Raw genomic sequence first — 20,866 nt, forward strand, 5'->3', positions numbered from 1 at the left:
AAGGTGAAGGCATGATGCATACTGGTAATAACCAGTAGGGGCGCGTCGCCCTGGACGGAAAGCGGGGTCGCAGTGGCCGGACAGCAGATTGTCACCAAGGGCATGGTGCCGAAGCACGCACAGCTGCGCGCGATCCTGGTCGACATGTGCACCAATCAGCTGTCACCCGGGGACGCACTCCCCAGCGAGCGGCAGTTGTGCATCGACCACGGCGTCAGCCGCGTCACGGTACGCGAAGCACTCAGCCAGCTCGTGAGCGAGGGCCTGGCCGTCCGCGTCCACGGGCGCGGGACCTTCGTGGCCGAGCGGGCCTACCGCTCCGAACTGCGCCTGGCCTCGTTCCACGAGGACATGCGCCGCCTCGGCCTGGAGCCGGGCACCGTCGTCCTGTCCATCGGCCAGGACACCCCTCCCCCCGCATCTGTTACGGCACTGCAGATGGCCGAGGGTCAGCAGGCATGGCATGTCCGCCGCCTCCGACTGGCCGACGCGACACCTATCTCCGTCGAGGATGCGTGGTACAGCGCCGAGACCCTTCCAGAGCTGGACAGCGTGGACTTCACCGCCTCGATCTACGACACCTTGGCCACGCGCTTCGGGCATCCCATCTCCCGCGCGGAGCAGACGGTCGGAGCCGGGCCGGCCTCTTCCGAGACAGCAGCGTTGCTGGGCGTTCGCACAGGCGCCGCCGTCATGACCTTCGACCGGATCGCCTACAGCGGCGAGCAGCCCATCGAGCACGCCTTCTCATGGTTCCGTGCCGACCGGTACCAGCTGCACATGACGCTCACCGACAGGTGATTTGACCCTCCCCGGGCGGAAGGGCACACATCCACGAATGATTTGACATGTCCACGACATTCTCGGAGTCGTCGTTGCGCGATGGACGCCTGACGAAGTACCTTCTGGTTATATCTGGTCATGACCAGTCTGCCCCCTGTCGGGCATGCATTCCCAAGGTGATCCATTTGGAGGGGACCCATGTCAAAAGCACGGTTGATCGTCGAAGGCCTCGGCGGGGCCGGCAACATCGCCGACATCGAGGCTTGCATCACCAGACTCCGCACCGAGGTGAACGACTCGGCCGCCGTGGATGTCGCTGCCCTCAAGAAGGCAGGGGCTCTCGGGGTCCTCGTCTCGGCCGGCATCGTGCAGGTCGTCGTCGGCGCCGAGGCGGACGGCCTGGCCGAAGACATCAAGGAGCTGCTGTGAGACTCGCCGTCCATGCCCCGCTGTCCGGCGATCTTGCAGTACTCGGCAAGGTGCCCGACCCGGTCTTCGCAGCTCAGATGGTGGGCCCGGGACTGGCGGTGGAACCCTTCTCTGGCACAGGACCCGTCGATGTCGTGGCACCTGTCGCCGGTGCAGTGGTCAAACTGCACCCGCACGCGTTCGTCATTCAGACCGCCGGCGGGATCGGCGTTCTGGTGCATGTGGGCATCGACACCGTGCGGCTCAAGGGAACAGGTTTCCGCACGCATGTCGTGGAAGGAGACCGGGTCGAGGTCGGCCATGGCGTGATCACCTTCGACCCCGCCGCGGTCCGAGCGCACGGCCTGTCGGCGATATGCCCTGTGGTCGTGCTCGACGGCCCGCCCGGATCGGCGCAGCCGCCGGCTGTTACCGGTCCGATCCAGGCCGGTGCACTCATGTTCAACTGGGCTGCGTCATGACCCGCCCCGACGTGGGCTCGCGACAGACGTTCGACACCAGCTCTCCCTGTGAGGCGGTCCTCCTGGACCTGGACGGCACTCTGGTACTCAGTGAAGACGTGCACCGCCGTGCTTGGCAGGCGTTCTTCGACACATGGGGCGTGGAGGTGACCGACGCCGACTACGAACAGCGCTACATGGGACGGCGGCCCAGCGACATCATCACGGGCGTGCCAGGGCCCTGGACAGGAACGGACCCGGCTGCCGCCCTCGCCACCATGACCGCCTTCACCCTGGAGCACGCCGACAGTGTGAAGGTCGTGCGCGGCGCCGCCGCTCTCATCCGACAACTGCGTATCAAGTACCCCTTGGCCGTAGTCACCAGCGCCGGAGCGCAGTGGGCCCAGCACCTCCTTGAAGATGTCCTCGGCGTGCGCCACCTGGTGGACTTCGTCATCACCTCGGAGGAGATCACCTGCGGCAAGCCGTCACCCGAGGGCTATCTGAGGGCCTGCGCGGCCTTGCGGGCACGGCCTGAGCACTGCCTCGCCTTCGAGGACTCGCCCTCGGGAATCCAAGCTCTCACCGCCGCGGGTGTCCGGGACATCGTCGGTGTCACCACAACCGCCGACGCAGCCGATCTCACCCGCGCCGGAGCGCGTTGGACAGTTCCCGATCTCACCCCCCGACACCTACTTCACGTACGCAGATCCATCAACGCCGAACAGACGGCCCGGGAAAGCAACGACAAGAAGGCCAAAACGTGAAGAGACTCGACGTAGCCATGATCGGCGCCGGCTTCATCGCACGCACCCACTTGCCGGCCTGGATCGCCCTCGGCGCGCGGGTGCGCGTCTTCTCGACGGACGGCCAGGCCGCCCGTCTCGCCGAAGACTTCGGAGTCACCGAGGCCTCCACCCTCGAGGAAGCGCTGGAGTGGGCCACGGTCGTGGACATCTGCACTCCCACCGCCACCCATCGCGACATCGCTCTGGCCGCCTTCGAGGCGGGGGCGGACGTACTGTGCGAGAAACCGCTGGCCCTCGCCCCGGCAGATGCCCTGGAGATGGCGTACGCCGCAGACAAAGCGGGACGTCAGCTGTACCCCGGGCACGTCGTACGGTTCTTCCCCGCCTACGTCCGGCTCCGCGACGCCGTCAACTCCGGTGCGCTGGGCCGCGTCGCGGTGGCCCGTTTCACCCGTACCGGTCGCTATCCGACATGGAGTCCGTGGTTCTCGGACCCAGCGCTCTCCGGCGGAATCGTGACCGACCAGATGCTCCACGACATGGACATCGCCAGGTGGCTCTTCGGGGACGTCGTCTCCATCCACGCCACCCAGCGCGGCCACCTCACCGCGCCCGCCTCCGCCTCCGAAGGGCCCGTGGCCACCGGCAGCGCCACCCTCACCCACGCATCCGGCGTGATCTCCCAGGTCCTGGGCGTATGGGGCCCGCCCGCGACCCCGTTCCGCTACACGTTCCACGTCGCCGGCTCCAACGGCACCCTCACCCACGACTCCCTCGCCCACCCGTCGCTGCGACTGATCGGCCAAGCCGGCGCCGAAGCCGCCGGGGTACCCACCGGCGACTTCGGTGAAGACCCGTTCGCCACTCAGATCCGCGAGTTCGCCGCCGCGTTCCAGGGCGGCAGCGCCCCCCGTGTCAACGCGCTCGACGGTGTGGCAGCCGTTCGCATCGCCGCAGCCGCCCGCCAGTCCGTAGCAACCGGCCTGGCCGTCGCGGTCGACGACGACTGTCCGCCCAAGCTCATGGAAGGAAGCCACTGATGAAGGTCGCCGTCCTGTCCTTCGCTCATGTGCACGCCGCAGCGTATGTGGAGCTGCTGCGCGACCGTGGCGACATCGAGCTCATCACCACCGACCCCGACGCCCCGCCCGGGGACCCGACGCGCGGCAAGGCACTGGCGGATGAGCTCGGCGTCACCTACAGGGCCGGCTACGACGAGGTCTTCGCAGAGCGCCCCCAAGCCGTCATCGTCACCAGCGAGAACAGCCGCCACCGGCAGCTCGTCGAACAGGCCGCCGCGGCAGGCGCACACATCCTGTGCGAGAAGCCCCTAGCCACCACCGAACCAGACGCACGCGCCATGATCGACGCCTGCGAGCAGGCCGGTGTCAGTCTCATGACCGCATACCCTGTGCGCTTCCACCCGGCATTCACGGCACTGCGCCACACTCTTGCCGATGGCTCCCTCGGGTCCCTCCTGAGTGTTCACGGCGTCAACAACTCCCGTCCCCCGGGCCTGGAACGGCCCTGGTTCGCCGACCCGGCCCTCGCGGGCGGCGGTGCGATCATGGACCACACCCTGCACATCGCGGATCTCTTGGACGTCCTCCTCGACGGCGAACAACCCACATACGTCTACGCCGTCGCCAACACCCACCTCGCGCCGGACCACGAAGACGAACCAAGGGTGGAATCCGCCGGCCTCCTCACCCTCACCTACGCCCGCGGACTCGTGGCCACCATCGACTGCAGCTGGAGCCACCCGTCCTCCCACCCCACCTGGGGAGGCCTGACTCTCTCCTGCGTCGGGGAGCGCGCCGTCGTCGAGTTCGACGCCTTTCCGCCGCTCCTCGACGGCTATGACACCACCCAAGCCACCACCCGCTGGGAGCCCGCCGCCGTCGATCTCAACGAGGCCATGCTCGACAGCTTCCTCACTGCCGCCCGCACCGGCCAGCGAGCCCATCCGGACGGGGAGACCGGACTACGCACCCTTCGAACCGTCCTGGCCGCCTACGAATCCCTCCGCACCGGCCAGCCCGTAGTCAAGGCCGCTGCAGCTTGGTGAGCCGACCCCGCCACTGTTTCCCGGCAGAGGCCCTTCCCTCGGTCGACTTCACCGGGATCAGCCGAGCTTGGGCGCTTCCTCGATGTGCCGCTGAGCATCGAGCGGCCTCTCGACCGATTGCGACGTGGCCACAGGAACGTGACAGCGTGTCATCACAAGCCAGCAGCCCCGATGCCCCTTGCGGTCACCGCCCCCTAGCGCGCCTGTCATGTGGGAGCGCCCCCGGCACCTCGACGTGGGAGGCGGAGCCCAGCAACTGGTCAACCTGGCGGACGAGATCAGCGCCTCCATGTCCGCCGTCGCAAGCGACCGGCCGGGCTTCGTGTCCCTGTTCCCGCGCGAAGGCGAGATCACCGCCATGGTCGCCGAAGGCATCACCACTCCCGCCATCGCCACCCGGCTCTGTCTCAGCCCCCATGCGGTCGAGACCCATCTCGCCCGGATCTACCGCAAGACCGGTGTCACGTCCCGGGCCGCCTTTGTTGCTCTCCAGGCCCGCACCGAGCTACGCGATGAGATTACATAGTCTCACCTATACCACCGCGACTCTCCCCGCCCAGTAAGAGCGAACCAACGAATGCCGAGAGCTAGGAGTCAGCAAGTGCGGGTCAAGGCGACGATGTCAGTGCTCCTCACAGCGGCCCTCCTGACCGGATGCGGCAACGGCGGGACCACCGCCGACGGCACCGGAGCGAAGAGCAGCCCTTCCTCCCCGCAGGCATCCGCGAAGACCAAGCAAACCCCAACCCAGGCCCCCGCCGACGCCCTCAGCACCGACCGATTGAAGTCCGCCGCGCTGTCCGGCACTGACGCGGACGGCTTCCAGATCACCGACTGGCCGCCTGCGAAGCCCGACAGCCGTTCCATCGCCGAGCCCGCCGCCTGCCAGCCGGTCGAGAACGTTCGTGTCGCCCACCTCGACCCGTCTCCCCAAGTCGTTGTCGGCAAGCTGGCCTACGCAACCTCCGGCCCCTCGGCCGGCTCCGCCACCACCATTGGCCTCATGGCCTACGAGCAGTCCGACGCCGAGCGCATTCTCTCCGACCTCCGTACCTCTCTCGAAAAGTGCACCTCCTACGACGGCGGTGTGCCCGCACGCACCACTGTTGAAGCCATCACCGCTCCTGACGCGGGCGACGATGCGGTGGCCTTCCAGCTGACAACCAAGGGCAAATCACCGGAACCCATCGCGGTCGTGCGCAGCGGTGCCACCGTCGTGCTGTTTTACACCGCCAGTGGCACCGGCGCGTCCGTCGAGTTGCCGGAAAGCCTGGTGACCGAGCAGATCAATAAGCTGGAGCGGGTCTCCGCGGACTGACGCCGCCGCCACGACCCGTGGCCGCCCGAAGAGCTCCTGGAACACACCACCCCGGTCAGTCCTCGACGACCGGGCGTCCGGGCGAAAGAAAGGAGTCCAAATGGACCTGCACTTCGCCTCTGGCGATGACACAGACATGGAAGGCGCCTGGACCGGGCGGCTTGTCCCAGAGCCTTTTCCCACCTCACGTTGAGGCGCGATGAAGGACGAGAACGGCCTTCACGATGTCGGTGATTCGGTTTGTGCTGTAGCGGAGTTTCCGCAGCAGGCACCCAGCCTTCAAGGTGGCCATGGCCTGCTCACCGACACTCCGAAATCTTGGCGTAAATGCTGTTGTGCCTGCGCTGCCAGGGCTTGAGGCAACGGCCCGGAACGGCACTCGGACGGGACGGCTGGCGCCGTGGTACGCGTTGTCCGCCCAGCATTTCAGCCCCGCGGCAGCGACAGCGTCCATAATCCCGTGGCGGCGGGCAGCGGTCAGATCATGGGCGGAGCACGATTGGGTCTGTCAAATGATCGGCTCTGTCGCACATCCGGTGGTGACGGAGTGTGAGAATCTGCCGCCGCCAGTTGCAGAGCGTGCGATCGACGCCCTGACCTCGCTGTTTCACGAGTGGACGGCGCTGCCGTGAGGAAGCCGCCCTGGCACGCCAGGCGCACATCGGCAGGCACCGTGCAGGTCGGCCGAACCGGACAGCGAGCGCTGCAACGTGCTGACCTGCCACTCCTTGATCGGTGGGTCCTTCCACCGTCAAATCACCGTCCGTCACCACCGGATGTGCGACAGAGCCAACGATTTAATGAGCTGGGCGACGGCCGCGGTGTTGTCCAGTTCGGCGGCGGCCCCCAGCGCGTCGGCCGAAGGACAGCACCCTGGATCTGCCTGTGGCCCGAAGTGGGCAACCGGCCGCTCGTCCAGCGCGAGACCACCAAGGCAGTGGACCGGCTGGCGCCTTGCTGCTGGGCGTCGAAGAGGCGGTTGGCGTACTCCGGGGGCAGGTGGACGGTCAGGCGGCGCATGCGGCCGTCGTCGGTGGTGCCGATGGGTGCGGTGTAGCCGAACCGGGCGCTTGTTTCCACGGTGATGCCGATGGTGGCGGCCTACCCCGGCGTAGCCGACGAGTTCTCCACGGGCTTCGTTCTTCTCCTCCTCGTCGTAGCTGTGGGATTCGCCGCCTACCTTCACGCACCACTGACCGGGTCTCATCGGGCTGCCGTCGCACTCGACGGCCTTGCCGTTCATGAGGGCCTCGGCGTTGATGACGAACGTGGTCGTTCCGACGATGAACAGGCCCCAGGCCAGGACCCTGAGCGATGGCCGCCCTGAGCTGCGCATTCAAAAGGCCCTTTCCGTCTGACGTCAGAAGGGGACGCCCGCACGCCCACTGGCCCTGCGCCGTCTCGGCACCCTTCACGGAATCCTGCCCCAGGGGGCCGAGCCGTACGTCACCCTGCGGGGTCGATACGGAGGAGGGCGGTGGTGTCGAGGATCTCTGCGACCTCCAGGCTCATGGCGTCGTTGATGGTCGCGGCGGGTCCCTTGCCGCAGCTGAGCCGGACGCCGCCGCTGCCCTCCGAGGACACGCTGCCGCCACCGGAGCAGCCCGAAACGCTGTAGCCCGACCCCGTCAGCGGCGCGACCATCTCGACCTCGCCGCCGGTGATCGCCGTCACCTCGATCGGCCCGAGGCCGTACTTTTCCGGCACTGTCACGACGTCCCCTACGGCGACCTCGATCTCACACGTGCCGTCAGCGCACGGCCCGGTCGGCGAGGGAGACGGCGTGGCCGTCTCTGTGGGAGTCGGTCCGGGGTCCGACGCCGATTGCCCGGAGCCGGACCCACCGGGCCGGCCCTCGGCGGGGGACCCGTCCGAAGAATCCGAGGAACACGACGTGAGGGCGGCGAAGACGACCGCGACAACGACGGCGACGACGGCGGTGGATGACGTTCTACGCATCATGGCCGCCATTGAACCGCGCCACGACCGGATCCGGGGCAGACACGGAGGGCCGGTACGCCAGTGAAGGGGCCGCCGCGAAGGGTCGTGCTCGGCAACCACGGCCGGCATCGCCTCGGCCGGCTGCGCTGTCCGGGACATGTCCCGGACAGCCGTTGGGGCTGCGCGGATGAGCCGCACTGCGGATCGTGGTGATCGTGCCCTTACCGCCGGACAGGCAAGCCCTGCCCACTGGTCCGGCCCGAGAACAGGAGACAGCGCATGAACCGATGGAAAGCCCTCGCCTGCGCAGCCGCAGCAACCCTGGGCATCAGCATGCTTGCCCACAGCCCGGCATCGGCGGCAACCGGATTCACCTTCGAGCGTCCGGGAGCGCGCGTGGTCGGCAACGTGTCGGTCTCCGGCAACACCGTGTACCTCAGCGGCACTGTCAAGGACACTCCCCCCGGCGATGGTTACTGTGCCTGGGTCCGCGTCACCTTTCACTACACGGACAGTCCCTTCAACCGAGTAGAGAGCCGCAAGGCGTGCGGTGCCGGCAACCCAGCCGCAAGCTGGGCATGGAACAGCCCCAGCCCCACCGTCTCGAGCGTGGACGTGTTCGCCTGCAGCGGCAGTTCCAGCGCCTACTACAGCTACACCTGCGACGACGGCGACCAGGTCTTCTTCCGCTGGAATTAGCCTGCCACCTTCCACGCCAACAGGCCGCAACACGCTTACTCGAGTCACCACACGCCTCCTGGCCTCTCGTTCGGCAGGACGAGGCGCGAGACCGGCGAGGATCCCGTACGGAAAGCAGTTGACGCTGACCCAGCGGCCTGGCCTGGAACCCGAGAACGCAAACGGCGACGGGCGGCCCCCGAGCGGGTGCCGCCCGTCGCGTGGTGCAGACGATCAAGGCGTGGGATCACTCGGGCGTGTGCCCGGGCCGGAGCGTCGCAGGAAGGCGCGGACTCACGGGGTGGGGCGGCAGTGCACGCTGACTGCGTAGCCGCAGCCTTCGTCATAGGGATCACCGCTCCAGGTGGCGTAGCGCTGCCGCAGGGTCAGTCCGGCCTGGGTGCACCAGTGGTCGAACTCCGTAAGGGTCACCGTCGGTTCCGGCAGCGGCAGGTGTGCCGCGTCCAGTCCCATGCCCGTGACCAGCAGTCCGCCAGGGCGCAGTACGGCGGCCAGCTGCCGAACAACAACGGATTCGGTGCCGGGGGCCAGCAGGGGGATGACGTTTCCGGCGGCGAGCGCCAGGTCGAAGCCCGGATTCAGGCCGAGGGTGTCCAGACGGGCCAGGTCACCGAGGAGCCATTCCTGCGTGGGGGCCTCTCGGCGGGCTACGGCGAGCATCGAGGAGTCGACGTCCACGCCGGTGCAGTGGTGGCCCAGCTCCGCGAGTCGGATCGCGATCCGGCCGGTGCCGCAGCCGGCGTCGAGCACCCGGGCGGCGGGCTTCAGCAATGCGGTGCAGAAGGTGGCCTCGCCGTGGATGTCGTGACCTGATGCGGCGAGCTGCGCGAAACGCTGAGCGTATTCCTCTCCGGATTGTCCGCCGGTCAGTTCCGCCCAACGGTCGCGTTGCCCAGTCATGTTCAGAGTGCCTTCCGGTCAGCCTCGCCCAGCAGCAGGAGCGAAGACGGTGCCATCACACTATGTGCGGCCGTGGGTGTGCACCCCGCGGGGTGCCCGGGTCGTCGCCCTCCAACAGCACGCCGGCTCGATGGTCGGAAGGGCACCGTTGGCATCGCGGTACGTCCCCCGACGTCGAGCGTCGGCGCTCAGAGGTCGAATTCGATGTGCTCGACGTCGGTGTACTCGACGAGGAGGCCGGAGGCCCGGCGGCCGCCGTCCTTGAAGTAGGTCTCCTGGAGTGCTTCGGCGGTGATGTTCTGGAGGTGTTGGTCGGTGGCGCCTTGGTCGCGGGCTTCGAAGAGGCGGGCGGCGTAGGGGGGCGGGAGGGCGACGGTGAGGTGGCGCAGGCGGGCGTCGTCGGTGGTGCCGGGGGCGGCGGTGTAGCCGAAGCGGGCGCGGGTGTCGATGATGATGCCGTCGGTGGTGGCGGCCTTCTCTTTGGCCTTGGCGCGGATCTGCGGCTGCCACCGTCTTGTCACCTCGTGCTCCAGGCGGGCGGCGAGGTCCTTGCGGGGCCTTTTGATCTGGTCCTTCACGTAGCGTTCCACGGTGCGCTGGGTGATGCCGAGTTGCTGGGCTGCGGCTCTGGTGGACTTGAGCTGTTTGACGAGGTAACGCATCCGGGCCCCGGCCGTCTTGGGGATGGGGCGGGTGAATGCTTTGTGGACGGCCTTGTCGAGACTGTCGGCGAGCTGTCCCATCGGTTACTTCCCGTTGTCCGTGTGGGTGACGTGGCCGTCCTTGATGTACCGGGCGAGGTTCTCGTCGTGGCCGTGTTCCTCGTGGACGCTTTCGGCCCACAGGGTGGTCTGGGTGCCTTCGTGCTTGACCATGCCGGGGCTGACGCCGAGGCGGAAGCCGCCGGGCAGCGGCTTGTCGTCCTTGTAGGGCAGGAAGTCCAGCGGGCTGGGGCCGTCGGAGGGGTATACGGCGCAGTCGGAGAGGACCGCGACCGGGTACTGGCCGGTGGCGTCGGCGAGTTTGAGCATCTTGCGGTGCATGTTGGTCCGGGCCTTGGAGATGACGGCGGCGCGGATGTCGGGCCGCCAGGTGGGGCGGGCGAGCGCCCGCCACGGCCGGCCGGGCTTCCAGCCCTCGCCGCGGGGGCGTTCTCGGAGTTTGCCGATGCCGCCCTTGACGGTTGCTTTGACGGCGGTGAGGACGATCGCCATGTGCGGGTCGGTCTGCCGGTAGCCGTCCATCGCCGCCAGGAAGCCGGCCGGGGACAGGGTGGAGGTCACGCCGAGGTCGGCCATCGTGGCCATGTAGGCGTCGCGGAGCCGGTTGTACCAGCCGTCGAGGTAGCGGCCGTTCTCGTAGCGTACGTAGGCCTCGAGCGGTGCGACCTGGTAGCCGAGTTCGACGGCGTAGGCGACGGTCGGGGTCGCGTACCAGGCCGGTCCTTCCGGTCGTCGGCCGGTGGGGGTGAACGGCGAGGGCAGGCGCTCGTCGAGCTCGATGTGGGAGAGGTCGACGAGCCAGGAGCCGGGCAGTTTCGGGTCGAACGCCGGGTTGTGGAGGTGCGTCGGTGCGCCCAGGCCGACGGTGGTGCCGTTGGCGGCGGCGGCGAAGGCCATGTTGACGTCGATGCCCACCACGTACCGCTTGGCGCACTCGTCGTCGGTGAGCGGGCGGGCCCAGTCGTACGCCTCCTCCATCAGCATTTCGGCGGGGGTGCGCTGGTGGAAGCGGGGCAGGTCGGCGAGGAGCGGGTGTCCGTCGGGCGCCTCGCACGGCGCGCAGTCCACCGGCTCGGTGCCGAGCGAGCCGGGGTTGTGCACGCTGTGGCGCCGTCCGTCGGCGTCCGGCTCGGACGCGCGGGTGGGCGGGTGGAGCGCGGTCATCAGCTCCAGGCCGGTGACGGCCGTCGAGCCGCGCGGGGTCATCACGCGGGTCGCGTACGTGCCGAGCAGGCGGGCGAGTTCGGCCGCCGGCAGCTGTCCGGCGCTGCCCCAGCTGCGGGCGTCGAGTGCGTTCCACGACGGGATGCACAGCTGGACGCACGCTCGCTTGCCGCCCTGGGCGGGGCGGTAGATGCGGGCCCACGGGCCGAAGCCGCGCCGGGTGAGCTGCCAGTCGGCGCGTGTCAGCTGCTTGATGACCTTGTGGTCTTCCGGCAGTCGTCCCGAGGTGCGTTCCTCGTCGCCGAGTTGGACGGGCAGGCCGTAGCGTTCGCACGCGGCAGGGGTGAGGACGATGAGCGGGTCGGCGTCCTTGCCGTTGCCGCTCAGCCGGGGTGCGCCGAGCTTCGCCTCGCTCAAGGTCCAGTCGACCAGGGCGGGCAGGGACGTGGCGGGCACGTCCAGGACCAGGCCGCCGACGCAGTACGCCGACACCTGCCCGTCCTCGACGTCCACGACGGCGAGCGGTCCGTTCGCGAAGCGCGGATCGCTGACGGCCGAGGCCGCCGGGGGCTGGGCCGGGGCCTTCTTCGCCGCCGGACGCCGCGGTGTCAAGGGCCTCGCGGTGCCGGCGGGTCCGCCGGACACGTCCGGCGCGGTGGCGGGCGGCGCGGTGGCGGGCACGGGGGTGGGCACGGGGGTGTCATCGTCAGCGGTCACGGCCGGAGCCTGCGGTGCCGGGCCGGACACGGCCGGGGAGGCCGGCTCGGTCTGGGAGGCCGGCTCGGCCGTCCGCGGCGAGGGCGCGATGAGGGTGGCGGGGGTAGGGGGGTAGAGCTCGGCGAGCTTGTCCAGGAGCCGGGCGTAGGCGTCGCGTTGCGGCGGTCGCGGCTCCGTCTTGCCGTTCTCCCAGCTCACCACGGTCGCGCGGCGGACCTTCAGGGCGGCGGCGACCTGTTCCTGCGTGAGGCCGTGCGCCTTGCGCAACCGCTCCCGCTCCTCAGGGGGCGGAAGGGGCGCATGCCCGGCGATGAGGGCATCGACGGCGTCGAACAGCTCAGACATGAGAAACCTCCCCGTTCACACCTCGATCCTACCCGGACGTGGCACTGAAACGAACGCTACCCGGTCTTTTTTCGTACTTTTCGCGCACACTGGATGATCGTCGGACGTCATTGTGTGGCACGGGGCATGTTGAGCGGTCGGAGCGTCGCGACGGCCGCCGGCCTGGTGGCGGCGGCTCTCATATTCAGCACAGCCGGAACAGCGGCGGCAGGTGAGGCCGCGACTGCTCCCCCCGCACGCGGAGGGAGCAGGTTCCAGCGGCCTGGGCTCGCCGGCTGAAGCCGTTCACGAAAACGCTCGACGCTCAGCGGTCAGCCACCGCCCGTCCCAGCGCTCCATCGACACCGCTGACGTAGCGGGTGCGTCGCTCCTTCGGCAGGGCAACCGGCTGGTCCGACTCATCGGCTGAAATCACAGCGCCCTCAGTGCCGATGCCATGGAGCTCACCAACCGCCGTCGCCTGAAGGGAACGCTGCCACCGCCTTCGAACTGGAGCCGACCGCACGCACGCCCTCCCGCCCCTCCCAGGGACCGATCGGCGCAGCGCTGGGGGTCCGTGCCACGAAGCGGACCCGGCGCTTCTCGGGCAGGTCGCGGTTGTGGGCGCGCAGCCATTCGACGGGGTTGACCATCTCCTTGGTGCGCCAGGTCCAGAAGCCCAGCCGTGCGACGAGCCGTTCGGGGTCGCCGGTGCCGTGCCGTACGTACGCGTCGAGCGCGCGGGCGGCGGACGGGCTGGCCTCCATGGCGAGGGTGGCAGGCGGAATATGCTTCGATGAGCTGCTTCGCACCCACATTTTCACCATATCCGCTTACAGACGGTCCTCGAACCGGGCAGACTGCACTGCACGTTCGTTGCCTCGGGGGGACTGTGTGAGCCGTGTGCCTTTACGTCTGCGTCTGGCCACAGGTGTGATCGGCGCGGCATGTGTGATGAGCGCGTGCAGTGGATCGGCCGGCGAAGGTGAGGCCTCTCGGACGGGAAGTACATCGGAAAGCGCCGACACCACATCGCCTCCGGCGGCATCCGCGTCGCCGGTACCCGCCGTGACTTCCGGTCAGGAACTGGCGACATACGCCTCTGACCGTGCGCCGCACCCTGTGTCGGACGGCCGGACGCTGGCGGTCTTCAGCACTCCGGCGGGCGGAGGGCATCAACTGGATCTCTTCGACCTGCGCAGCGGGCAGAAGACAGGGTCGATCGATCTTGAAACGTCCGACCAATGGAAGAACACGTGCGGACTCACACTCGTCGCACAGAAGCGCCGTGCACATTCCCTCATCGTCTCGACGAGCGTCGTGGCGCAGCCGGCTGAGGGAATCCACTCCGCGCGAGGCACTCTGAGCCTGCGTGCCCACGACGCGGTGACCGGCTCCTTGGTCTGGAAGAAGGACCTGGAGAGGAACAGTACGCAGTGGAGCAACAGCTGCGAAGGCACGACCGCCGCGGAACTCGACCTGTCCGCCACCTCGGACGGGGCCTACGCTCTCCTCGGTCCGGGCCTGAAGACCTACCTGGTCCATCTCGCTGACGGCACTGTGCGACAGGTCCCGGACTCGACGGTCGTCCTGGACCGCTGGCTCGGTCTGCCACGCGGGGACTCCTCCCGCATCGGCGCGGTCTCCGTGGACATTCAGGCGCCTGCCACCGGAAAGAAGCTCGGGTCCGTCGACGAGCCGGTGACGGCGGACAACCAGGAACTCGGCAACACCGCCGCCCATCAAGGGCTCCTGATCGCCTTGGACAGCGAGGACACACAGGGAGAGGACGCCGTCAGAGGCTACTCGCTGCCCTCAGGGAAGCCGGCATGGTCCTTGCGGCACTCAGCCACCGGTCATGGCGGCTGGGTCACCATGGACCTGGACTCCGCGACAGGCACCGCCGTCGTCTACGACAACGGCGGTGGTTCTCTTGGCGCACTCGCAGCCGTCGACGTCATCTCCGGGAAACTGCGGTGGAAGGTCGACGGGTCGGACGACTTCTGTGGAACCGCGGACGGGCGCGTCTACCTCCGGGTCAACAGTCAATTGGCCGTTCTGGACGCGAAAACGAAGAAGCAGGTGCACTTCGACGCTGAAGACACCGAATGCCCGGACGTCTTCCCAGGTGCGCTGGTGTACACCGACGAGGAAAAGGAAGACGTCATCGACACGTACCAGTACAGGATCGCGGCGCCATGACCTCTGAAGCAGTCGATTACTTCATCAGCTACACCGGCGTCGACGCAGGCTGGGCCGCGTGGACGAACGAAGTCCTTGAAGACGCCGGCTACCGCACCGTTCTCCAGATGCTGGACTTCGCAGCCGGCGGGAACTTCGTCACCGACATGGACGATGCCCTGCGCTCGGCGGAGCGGATCGTGCTGATCCTCAGCCCGGCCTACTTCGAGTCGGGGATGACGAAAGCCGAGTGGACCGCCGTCTTTCGCAAGGACCCGGACGGCTCTCACCGCCTGATCATCCCGGTGATGGTGGAACCTACGGCGGTCGATGGACTCCTCGGCCCCCGCACGAGGATCTCGCTGGTCGGGCTCGACGAGGACACGGCCCGCGGCAAGCTTCTCGACGGCCTGCGGCCGGCCCGCTCCCGTCCTCGTTCCCGCGCCCCCTTCCCGGGTGCCGGATGACCGTCGACTTCTTCATCTCGTACGCCGACGACGACCTCACATGGGCCGAATGGATCGGCTGGCAGCTCGAGAACGAGGGATACACGATCCGCCTGGGTGCCTGGGACCACGAGATCCCCGGGGGCAACACCGTCCTGGCCCGCGACCGGGATTTGCAGGTGGCGAAGCGGCTGATCGCCGTCGTCTCGGCCTCTTACCGTCTGTCGCCGCACAGCAGTGCGGAGTGGACGTCCTTCGTGCGCAACGACCCCTCCGGCGAGGGGCTCACCGTCCTCCCCGTGGAGGTCGAACCCGTTCCGCGCAGCGCCCTGTTGGGCAACCTCAACCCCGTGGTCCTGCACGGCCTGCCCGAGGCACGGGCCGCTGCTGTGCTCAAGCGAGCCGTGAGCCAGACACGCCTCAAGCCCTCACAGCAACCGGGCTTCCCGGGGCGCAGAGCGCCGCAGTTCCCCCGCCGTGTCACCCCTGCCGGTATGCGCAGCGACACGAAGTTCCTCCTGGCCCTGCTGGCGTTGGACGGCCTCGGGTTTCTGTACGGCGCCACCGCCTACAACGGCGATGGCGGCAGCGCGGACCTGAAACGGGCGGCCATCGCCATCGTGGTGCTTGCGTTCACCGTAGGCACTGTCAAACGATGGTTCACGCGCCGCTTCTGACAGGCATGTCCAGGGGAGGGGGAGGACAACGGGGGTGCCGGAGGTCTCGGCCTACTCCGCTGAGGGCAGGATGCGAATCAGCGCACCGTCGTCGGAGTAGTAGGAGTACTCACCGAGGGGTGCTCCGCAGTCGGTCCGATCAGGGCTGTAGCCCAACTGCCGGCCTGTTCGGGGGTCGAGCACCACCAGTTGGTCATTCGCCTCGACTGCGACACCAGCGGCGTTTGCCGCACACACTTCGAGACCGGGAATGGCCCACAGCCGTTTTCCGTCGGACAGTGAGAGGCCCAGTTCCTTCTGTCGCCCCTCCGGGCTGGCTCCTTGTTCATTGGCTGCTGCCAGGTCGGGAAAAATCACCACGTCGGCATTTTCGGCGAGCGTCACTCGCTGACTGACCATCCCGGTGTACGAGACCCCCTTGACTTCCCAGTTCACCTTTCCTGTGACGAGTGAACGGGACTGCAGTGCGTAGGTAAGCGGGCTGCCGGAGATACGGCGGGCGATGAAAAGGGTCGACCCGTCGGAGGAGGTGGCGAACTTGCCTGGTGCGTCGGAGAGGTCGCTGATCATGTCGTGATCCGAGAAGGAGAACAGCGTCCGTCCGGTCGCCGGGTCGGTGATCGGCACCGACGTCATACCGTTGATGCAGTTGGCACACACGCCGTCGAAGACCAGGACGGTGTTTCCCACGGCGCGGGGGACCATTCCGTCACCGAGCGCGCGAGACGTGCCGTCGGCCAGGTTGATCACCCACTGGTCGTAGGCGAGCCACTTCTCGTCGCTGGTGAGTGTCGCCTCATGCACGTCCGGGCAGCCAAGGGCTTCGGTGGAGTCGGCGACGAGCGGCTTGCTCCACCGTTGCTTGTACGTCCTGGTGTCCGTGGCGACGATCGACAGGGTCCACGTCTCCGGTTCCAGGCCCGCGGCCGGCTTTTGCGTGACCTTCCCCCAGATCAATGATCCCGACTCCGCTGCCGAACCCACAGCGGCAATGACGCAACCGTCCTCGAACTCCGCGACACCGGAGCGCGCGATTTCCGTCCCGTTCGCCGCATGGGTGACCACGCTGTCCCGGCCGACGGAAACGAAGAAGTCGCGAGCCGAATACAGATCCTCGACATCTTCGAGTGTGGCGGAGGTGGCGAACAGCGCTTCGCGCTTGCCACTTGGAGTCGACGGATTCTTCCCCGCGTCCGATGTTGCCTTCGAAGAGGACGTATCCGGCGAGGGAGGACGGTTCTGGCTTTCCTCTTGGGGGCCGCAGGCAATCAGTACAAGCAGTGCCGATAATGCGACAGGTGAAAATCTCTTATATGTCACCACATGACCGTAACAGCGGGCATACGCAGGCGTCTTGAGAACCACACAAGACACGGCCACAAGGATTCGCCGTCGCAGGCTGGTTCGCTGAACTGCTCCATCGTCGCTCTGATCAGGTGACCGCTCAGGTTCGCGAAGACACTGGCCTGCCGCTCCAGGTCGGCCATACGGCCCTTCGTCACCCCCACGTCCCCAGGGCCGCGCGTAGGGCGATCCAGTCGCCGACCGCGAGCCCGCTGTCGACCAGGTCCGTCCGCGTCGGTCCGGATGATGACCACCGGGGCAATCACCCCGGCCAGCAGCATCGGCACATCGGAGGCATCCCGTCCGGCAAGGACCAAGTCAGCGTCTCATGCCGAGGTCCAACAACCCATCACGCAATTACTGAGGTTTCCCCGACCGTCGCCGATGCCCAGTTCGCCGTGCTCGAGGAGGAACTTGACAAGGGACCGTCGGCGCACGGCTTCGAGGACGAACGCTGGACTCTGGCCCGGGTTCAGACGGTGATCAGCCGGCGTCTGCGGGTGAAGCTGTCTGTGGCCACGGTGTGGCGGCTGCTGAAACGGCACGGCTGGTCCTTTTGGCAAGCACCTGCCCGCAGAGCCCTCGAGCGGGACGAGCACGCGGTGGAGCTGTGGAAGAAGGAGGTGTGGCCCCGGGTAAAAGGCTCGCGGCGGCATCCGGGGCCTGGATCGTCTTTGAGACTGACGCCGGGAGGGCAGCGCGGGAGCGTTTGCGGCTGCAGGCCGTGGCGTGTAAGGAGTGCTTCTCGATGTCCAGCACCCGGTTCTTCCTCCCTCCTCGACGCCTCGACCGTCCGTGCCGCTGCGGCACGACCCGACGCGCAGGACGAGGATCAGCCTGTGAAGGCGGGGAGCACGAGCTGGTACGTCCCGTAGTTCATGAACCCCGCGATGACGGCGGCGACCATTGAAACGACGAGCATGAGCACCCTGTCGCCCGTCGGAGGGCAGACGGCGGCGTACGCGGGGGTTTTCGGGTGGTAAGCGATCCGGACAGTCTTCCCCTTGTTGTGGCCGAGGATGTAGCGGGTCACGCCGTCGGTGGCCGAGAACGCGTGGACGGTGTCGCCGTCGTCCTCCCGGAACACCTGCCGCCCCTCCACAGTGATGCCGTAGCGGGGCAGATACCAGTCCCGCCACACCATCGCGAACAGCATCACAACGAAGTAGGAGCAGGCCACGCCCGTCGCCCCGAGCAGCAGCGTCGCGATGGCCCGACTCCAGTCCCCGCCCAGCACACCGACGACGACGGCCAGGGCTGCGATGGCCGCGCAGCCGGTGTACATCAGCCGGATGCCGTGGGAGGGCAATCCGACTTGGACCAGGTTCTCGTCCGCTTCGTCTTCGCCCTCGTCACCGATGACCAGGCTCCGGATCACGACAAGCGTGGAGCCGTCGCCTGTCTCCTCGTCCGCGGTCTGTTCCGGCAGAGCGGCGTTCACCGCGTCGGCGAAGACGCCTGCGGCGACCGCGCTGACGTCGCTGACGCGGTACACCGTCGGATCGACTTCCGCCGGAGCGGTTAGCTCCAGGAGGATGTCGCGCCGTTCGGCGTGGACCCGGGCGATCGCGGCGAACGGTATGCGCAGCTCGGCGTCCGGACGCCGCAGCAGCAGCTCCTCACCGGTGGAGCGGAGTTCGATGCCCCTGTCGCCACGGAGGACGGGGACGGGCGAAGAGATCGACATGCGCGTGATCGTAGGTGGCGAAGTCCCTGCTGGTGAAGAGTCTGCGGGGCTTTCGGATTGAACCTGTGGTGCCGTACCGTCCGTCTGTGAACCTGGTGATGACCGTGCTCCTCCTTGCCGTCCTCGCATCCGCGGCCTTCTGCTTCTTCGGCCTGATGCTGATCAAAGGCGAAGGAGCGGAGCTCAAGAAGATGACGGAGCTGTACGAATCCGGCGTCGAGGTGCGAGCGGAGCTGGTGAGCCTAGTGCCGTTCGGCACCAACGGTTACGCGAGCGCTGTCTACGAGTGGCAGTCCCCGGAAGGCTCCGGACGGCACCAAAAGGGTGCGAGCGTGGGCCACGCCCACGTCGTCGGACAGAGCTACCCCCTCGTCTTCGACCCGCAGAACACCAGGCGGGTGCACCTGGGGACGAAGGTCGCGGTCCGCAGGGAGCGCAAGCGCCGCCAGGGCTACGTCCGCAACGCCCAGCGAATGGCGCTTCTGGCCCTCGCGGGCGGCGCCTTGGCGACGGTGGGGCTGATCATCAGCCCCTGACGGCCGGCAAGGTTCGAACGCGGGCAGCTGGTGACGACTACGGGCGGGCTGCTGTCCGGCGGATCTTGGGGGACGACGGCCGAAGCAGGATATGCGGGCCAGGTCCGTGGCGAGGCCGGCCCGATCGAGGTTCGCTTACCTCGCGGCGACCGAGACCGTCGCCGCGAAGCTGTACGCCCTCCTGCGGCAGGCCCTGGAGCGCAGCACTAAGGGTCGCCGTCGCAAAGTTCGCCCAGCGCGACCGCGAGCGGCTGGGGCTCCTGCGGGTCAAGGGGCCTACCACCATCCCGGGCCCGATCGGCGGCCCCGGCCGTACCTATGCCGTGCGGGGTCAGGCGGGGCTGTCGGCGTCCAGGTGCGGGTGGTGTGGGCCTGTGTGAACCTGGCCGCGGAATCATGTCGTCAATGACGAGGGAGCGGGTCGTGAACCAGCTCGGAGACAAGCCGGAAGAGGTCCGCAAGCAGCTCGAGGAGGAGAAGCGTCGGAACAGGAAAGGCCGGCCCGATGGTGAGAAGACGGGCGACGCCGCGGAACGGGGCGACAGGTCGGGCGAGGCGTCTGCCTCCGAGGGAAAGCCACCGGGGAACGAGGACCGGAACCCTTTCTGAGAACGGTCGCAGTCAGCATCCGGACGCCACCCCCGGCCGCAGACAGAAATCCTGCCGCCGCTGTTTTTGTGTCGGCGGAGGTTGTGTCGAGCGAACCGGCCATGTACCCGGCGGCTGCTTTCAGCCCCTCGATGACCTCTTGCTTCGGGCAACCCCAGGTCGACGCGCAGCGCCTTTGTCCCCGCGATCCGTTCCGTGCATGCGGCCGCCGCCCGCTTCGGGCTCTGCTGTCTTAAGGGGCCGGTTGTCCTCCGGTGTACCGGCTCCCTTGTCACCTTCCTGGCTTGCGCGTGAAGGTGGCTGAGTAGCAACTGAGCCCGGTCGCCAACGTGTCGCGGTTTCTCAGGCTGCTCCGTTCCGGTCGAGAGGGCCCCAGTCGCCGGGCTGTCCGGTGACGATGTCGCATGCCTCGTCGATGACGTGGTCGGCGATCCAGCCGATCGGTTCGACCTCCGTCACCAGGGGTTCGTTGTCCGGGCCGCGGGCTCTTTCCGCTCCGTGCAGTACCCAGGGCCGCGTCCGGGGGTCTTTCACGCGCGGCAGATGGCAGTAGTCGTAGAGCCGCCGGGCGACCCAGACGTGGACGGGCCTCTTGCCCCACCAGTCCTCGATATCCAGGGGGGTGGCCGACAGGCCGGGCAGTTTCACGCCGGTCAGGTCGTCCGTACTGGAGACCCCCCGCAGGTCTTGCTCCGGGCCACGGGACCAGCGCACGTAAAGGCCGTGACGGCTGGTGACCAACCCGGTCAGCTCCTCAAGGCTGTTGAGGGTCCGCATGTTGGCTGTCGTACTCATGACGCTGGGTCCGGAAGTGGGTCAGGCGGTGAGGAGGGAGTCGTCCTGGGGGCGGGCGCCGGGCAACTGATGACGGGCAGCGACGAGGGCGGCGTCGACATCGCGCGTGCCGGTCGAGACACACAGCGTGTAAGCGATGTCGTCCATGCGTCGCCGGACCTCCGTCGTGCCGTTCTCGGCGTGCAGCATCCGCAACGTGTCGTACTGCTCGACCAGGTTCCTCAGGACCGCGGGATGTGCCATCAGCATCAGACGTCTCCCTTACACCGTCATTCACACGCGTCATCACCGACCGCCTACCCGGAGCCCGCACCGCCATACCGCCCTTCTCAGGCAT

General features: G+C 67.9%; 24 protein-coding genes and 3 pseudogenes. 15 read left to right on the forward strand and 12 right to left on the reverse strand.

Annotation, left to right across the window (positions count from 1 at the left end; genetic code table 11):
• Nucleotides 1-72 precede the first annotated feature (72 nt).
• The 8 genes from ACIPJI_RS33725 to ACIPJI_RS33760 all read left to right on the forward strand — a co-directional run bounded on the left by ACIPJI_RS33725 (nt 73) and on the right by ACIPJI_RS33760 (nt 5,787).
• Nucleotides 73-801 (forward strand): GntR family transcriptional regulator, encoded by a 729-nt coding sequence (locus tag ACIPJI_RS33725; protein WP_402250673.1) that lies wholly within the window; start codon nt 73-75, stop codon nt 799-801.
• 180 nt (nt 802-981) lie between these two features.
• Complete coding sequence (locus ACIPJI_RS33730) at nt 982-1,212, forward strand: glucose PTS transporter subunit EIIB (RefSeq protein ID WP_356622432.1); 231 nt, start codon at nt 982-984, stop codon at nt 1,210-1,212.
• On the forward strand, nt 1,209-1,673 hold the full coding sequence (locus ACIPJI_RS33735; RefSeq protein ID WP_402250675.1) for a PTS glucose transporter subunit IIA: 465 nt from the start codon (nt 1,209-1,211) through the stop codon (nt 1,671-1,673). Before ACIPJI_RS33730 ends, ACIPJI_RS33735 begins: the two co-directional genes overlap by 4 nt.
• On the forward strand, nt 1,670-2,419 hold the full coding sequence (locus ACIPJI_RS33740) for an HAD family hydrolase (protein WP_402250678.1): 750 nt from the start codon (nt 1,670-1,672) through the stop codon (nt 2,417-2,419). Before ACIPJI_RS33735 ends, ACIPJI_RS33740 begins: the two co-directional genes overlap by 4 nt.
• On the forward strand, nt 2,416-3,441 hold the full coding sequence (locus ACIPJI_RS33745; RefSeq protein WP_402250679.1) for a Gfo/Idh/MocA family protein: 1,026 nt from the start codon (nt 2,416-2,418) through the stop codon (nt 3,439-3,441). The genes ACIPJI_RS33740 and ACIPJI_RS33745 overlap by 4 nt, the downstream gene beginning before the upstream one ends.
• Nucleotides 3,441-4,469 carry a Gfo/Idh/MocA family oxidoreductase gene (locus ACIPJI_RS33750; RefSeq protein WP_356622428.1) on the forward strand — a complete coding sequence of 343 codons (1,029 nt, stop codon included), beginning with the start codon at nt 3,441-3,443 and terminating at the stop codon, nt 4,467-4,469. The genes ACIPJI_RS33745 and ACIPJI_RS33750 overlap by 1 nt, the downstream gene beginning before the upstream one ends.
• A gap of 208 nt (nt 4,470-4,677) precedes the next feature.
• The gene (locus ACIPJI_RS33755) at nt 4,678-4,995 is read left to right on the forward strand and encodes a helix-turn-helix transcriptional regulator (protein ID WP_402250680.1); all 318 of its coding nucleotides are present in this window, start codon (nt 4,678-4,680) and stop codon (nt 4,993-4,995) included.
• Between the two features lie 75 nt (nt 4,996-5,070).
• On the forward strand, nt 5,071-5,787 hold the full coding sequence (locus tag ACIPJI_RS33760) for a hypothetical protein (protein WP_402250682.1): 717 nt from the start codon (nt 5,071-5,073) through the stop codon (nt 5,785-5,787).
• Nucleotides 5,788-5,842: 55 nt separating this feature from the next.
• Here ACIPJI_RS33760 and ACIPJI_RS33765 read toward each other — a convergent pair.
• From ACIPJI_RS33765 to ACIPJI_RS33780, 4 genes and pseudogenes are all read right to left on the reverse strand, one after another.
• A pseudogene (locus ACIPJI_RS33765) lies at nt 5,843-5,941 on the reverse strand (Imm7 family immunity protein); the annotation flags it as partial.
• 30 nt (nt 5,942-5,971) lie between these two features.
• Nucleotides 5,972-6,271: pseudogene (locus ACIPJI_RS33770) on the reverse strand (transposase family protein); the annotation flags it as partial.
• Nucleotides 6,272-6,732: 461 nt separating this feature from the next.
• A pseudogene (locus ACIPJI_RS33775) lies at nt 6,733-6,888 on the reverse strand (XRE family transcriptional regulator); the annotation flags it as partial.
• Between the two features lie 345 nt (nt 6,889-7,233).
• Nucleotides 7,234-7,500, reverse strand: coding sequence for a hypothetical protein (locus ACIPJI_RS33780; protein WP_307711149.1), 267 nt, complete (start codon nt 7,498-7,500; stop codon nt 7,234-7,236).
• Nucleotides 7,501-8,007: 507 nt separating this feature from the next.
• Between ACIPJI_RS33780 and ACIPJI_RS33785 the strand changes: the two genes are divergently transcribed.
• Nucleotides 8,008-8,427, forward strand: a complete 420-nt coding sequence (locus tag ACIPJI_RS33785; protein WP_356622421.1) for a hypothetical protein — start codon at nt 8,008-8,010, stop codon at nt 8,425-8,427.
• A 273-nt stretch (nt 8,428-8,700) separates the two neighbouring features.
• Here ACIPJI_RS33785 and ACIPJI_RS33790 read toward each other — a convergent pair whose 3' ends face one another.
• The 4 genes from ACIPJI_RS33790 to ACIPJI_RS33805 form a co-directional block, all read right to left on the reverse strand.
• Nucleotides 8,701-9,327 carry a class I SAM-dependent methyltransferase gene (locus ACIPJI_RS33790; protein ID WP_402250685.1) on the reverse strand — a complete coding sequence of 209 codons (627 nt, stop codon included), beginning with the start codon at nt 9,325-9,327 and terminating at the stop codon, nt 8,701-8,703.
• Nucleotides 9,328-9,515: 188 nt separating this feature from the next.
• Nucleotides 9,516-10,070 carry a telomere-protecting terminal protein Tpg gene (gene tpg, locus ACIPJI_RS33795; RefSeq protein ID WP_356622419.1) on the reverse strand — a complete coding sequence of 185 codons (555 nt, stop codon included), beginning with the start codon at nt 10,068-10,070 and terminating at the stop codon, nt 9,516-9,518.
• 3 nt (nt 10,071-10,073) lie between these two features.
• Entirely contained in the window at nt 10,074-12,275 is a 2,202-nt protein-coding gene (gene tap, locus ACIPJI_RS33800; RefSeq protein ID WP_402250687.1) for a telomere-associated protein Tap, read from the reverse strand.
• 443 nt (nt 12,276-12,718) lie between these two features.
• A complete protein-coding gene (locus ACIPJI_RS33805) occupies nt 12,719-13,021 on the reverse strand; it encodes an erythromycin esterase family protein (protein WP_402250689.1) in 303 nt (100 codons plus the stop codon).
• Between the two features lie 301 nt (nt 13,022-13,322).
• Between ACIPJI_RS33805 and ACIPJI_RS33810 the strand changes: the two genes are divergently transcribed.
• From ACIPJI_RS33810 to ACIPJI_RS33820, 3 genes are read left to right on the forward strand one after another with little or no spacing between them, the layout of a single operon-like run.
• Nucleotides 13,323-14,456, forward strand: coding sequence for a PQQ-binding-like beta-propeller repeat protein (locus tag ACIPJI_RS33810; protein WP_402250691.1), 1,134 nt, complete (start codon nt 13,323-13,325; stop codon nt 14,454-14,456).
• Nucleotides 14,453-14,902, forward strand: a complete 450-nt coding sequence (locus ACIPJI_RS33815; RefSeq protein WP_402250693.1) for a toll/interleukin-1 receptor domain-containing protein — start codon at nt 14,453-14,455, stop codon at nt 14,900-14,902. The genes ACIPJI_RS33810 and ACIPJI_RS33815 overlap by 4 nt, the downstream gene beginning before the upstream one ends.
• Nucleotides 14,899-15,558: a toll/interleukin-1 receptor domain-containing protein gene (locus ACIPJI_RS33820; RefSeq protein WP_402250695.1), complete on the forward strand. Its 660-nt coding sequence runs from the start codon at nt 14,899-14,901 to the stop codon at nt 15,556-15,558. The genes ACIPJI_RS33815 and ACIPJI_RS33820 overlap by 4 nt, the downstream gene beginning before the upstream one ends.
• 51 nt (nt 15,559-15,609) lie before the next feature.
• On the opposite strand, the gene ACIPJI_RS33825 is transcribed toward ACIPJI_RS33820, so the two are convergent.
• Nucleotides 15,610-16,878, reverse strand: a complete 1,269-nt coding sequence (locus ACIPJI_RS33825; protein WP_402250697.1) for a hypothetical protein — start codon at nt 16,876-16,878, stop codon at nt 15,610-15,612.
• A 422-nt stretch (nt 16,879-17,300) separates the two neighbouring features.
• On the opposite strand from ACIPJI_RS33825, the gene ACIPJI_RS33830 reads away from it, so the two are divergent.
• Nucleotides 17,301-17,777, forward strand: a complete 477-nt coding sequence (locus tag ACIPJI_RS33830; RefSeq protein WP_402250699.1) for a winged helix-turn-helix domain-containing protein — start codon at nt 17,301-17,303, stop codon at nt 17,775-17,777.
• On the opposite strand, the gene ACIPJI_RS33835 is transcribed toward ACIPJI_RS33830, so the two are convergent.
• Nucleotides 17,735-18,589, reverse strand: a complete 855-nt coding sequence (locus tag ACIPJI_RS33835) for a hypothetical protein (protein WP_402250700.1) — start codon at nt 18,587-18,589, stop codon at nt 17,735-17,737. The two genes, ACIPJI_RS33830 and ACIPJI_RS33835, sit on opposite strands and share 43 nt — an antisense overlap.
• 86 nt (nt 18,590-18,675) lie before the next feature.
• On the opposite strand from ACIPJI_RS33835, the gene ACIPJI_RS33840 reads away from it, so the two are divergent.
• Nucleotides 18,676-19,125, forward strand: a complete 450-nt coding sequence (locus tag ACIPJI_RS33840; RefSeq protein WP_402250702.1) for a DUF3592 domain-containing protein — start codon at nt 18,676-18,678, stop codon at nt 19,123-19,125.
• A 423-nt stretch (nt 19,126-19,548) separates the two neighbouring features.
• Nucleotides 19,549-19,734, forward strand: a complete 186-nt coding sequence (locus tag ACIPJI_RS33845; protein ID WP_307711144.1) for a hypothetical protein — start codon at nt 19,549-19,551, stop codon at nt 19,732-19,734.
• A 342-nt stretch (nt 19,735-20,076) separates the two neighbouring features.
• On the opposite strand, the gene ACIPJI_RS33850 is transcribed toward ACIPJI_RS33845, so the two are convergent.
• Together ACIPJI_RS33850 and ACIPJI_RS33855 are read right to left on the reverse strand one after the other, a co-directional pair.
• Nucleotides 20,077-20,529: a DUF6098 family protein gene (locus ACIPJI_RS33850; RefSeq protein ID WP_307711143.1), complete on the reverse strand. Its 453-nt coding sequence runs from the start codon at nt 20,527-20,529 to the stop codon at nt 20,077-20,079.
• 21 nt (nt 20,530-20,550) lie between these two features.
• Entirely contained in the window at nt 20,551-20,778 is a 228-nt protein-coding gene (locus ACIPJI_RS33855; protein ID WP_356622414.1) for a DUF5133 domain-containing protein, read from the reverse strand.
• Between the last annotated feature and the right edge of the window lie 88 nt (nt 20,779-20,866).

Origin of the sequence: Streptomyces sp. NPDC086835, from assembly GCF_044745705.1 — a bacterium.
Lineage (GTDB): Bacteria > Actinomycetota > Actinomycetes > Streptomycetales > Streptomycetaceae > Streptomyces.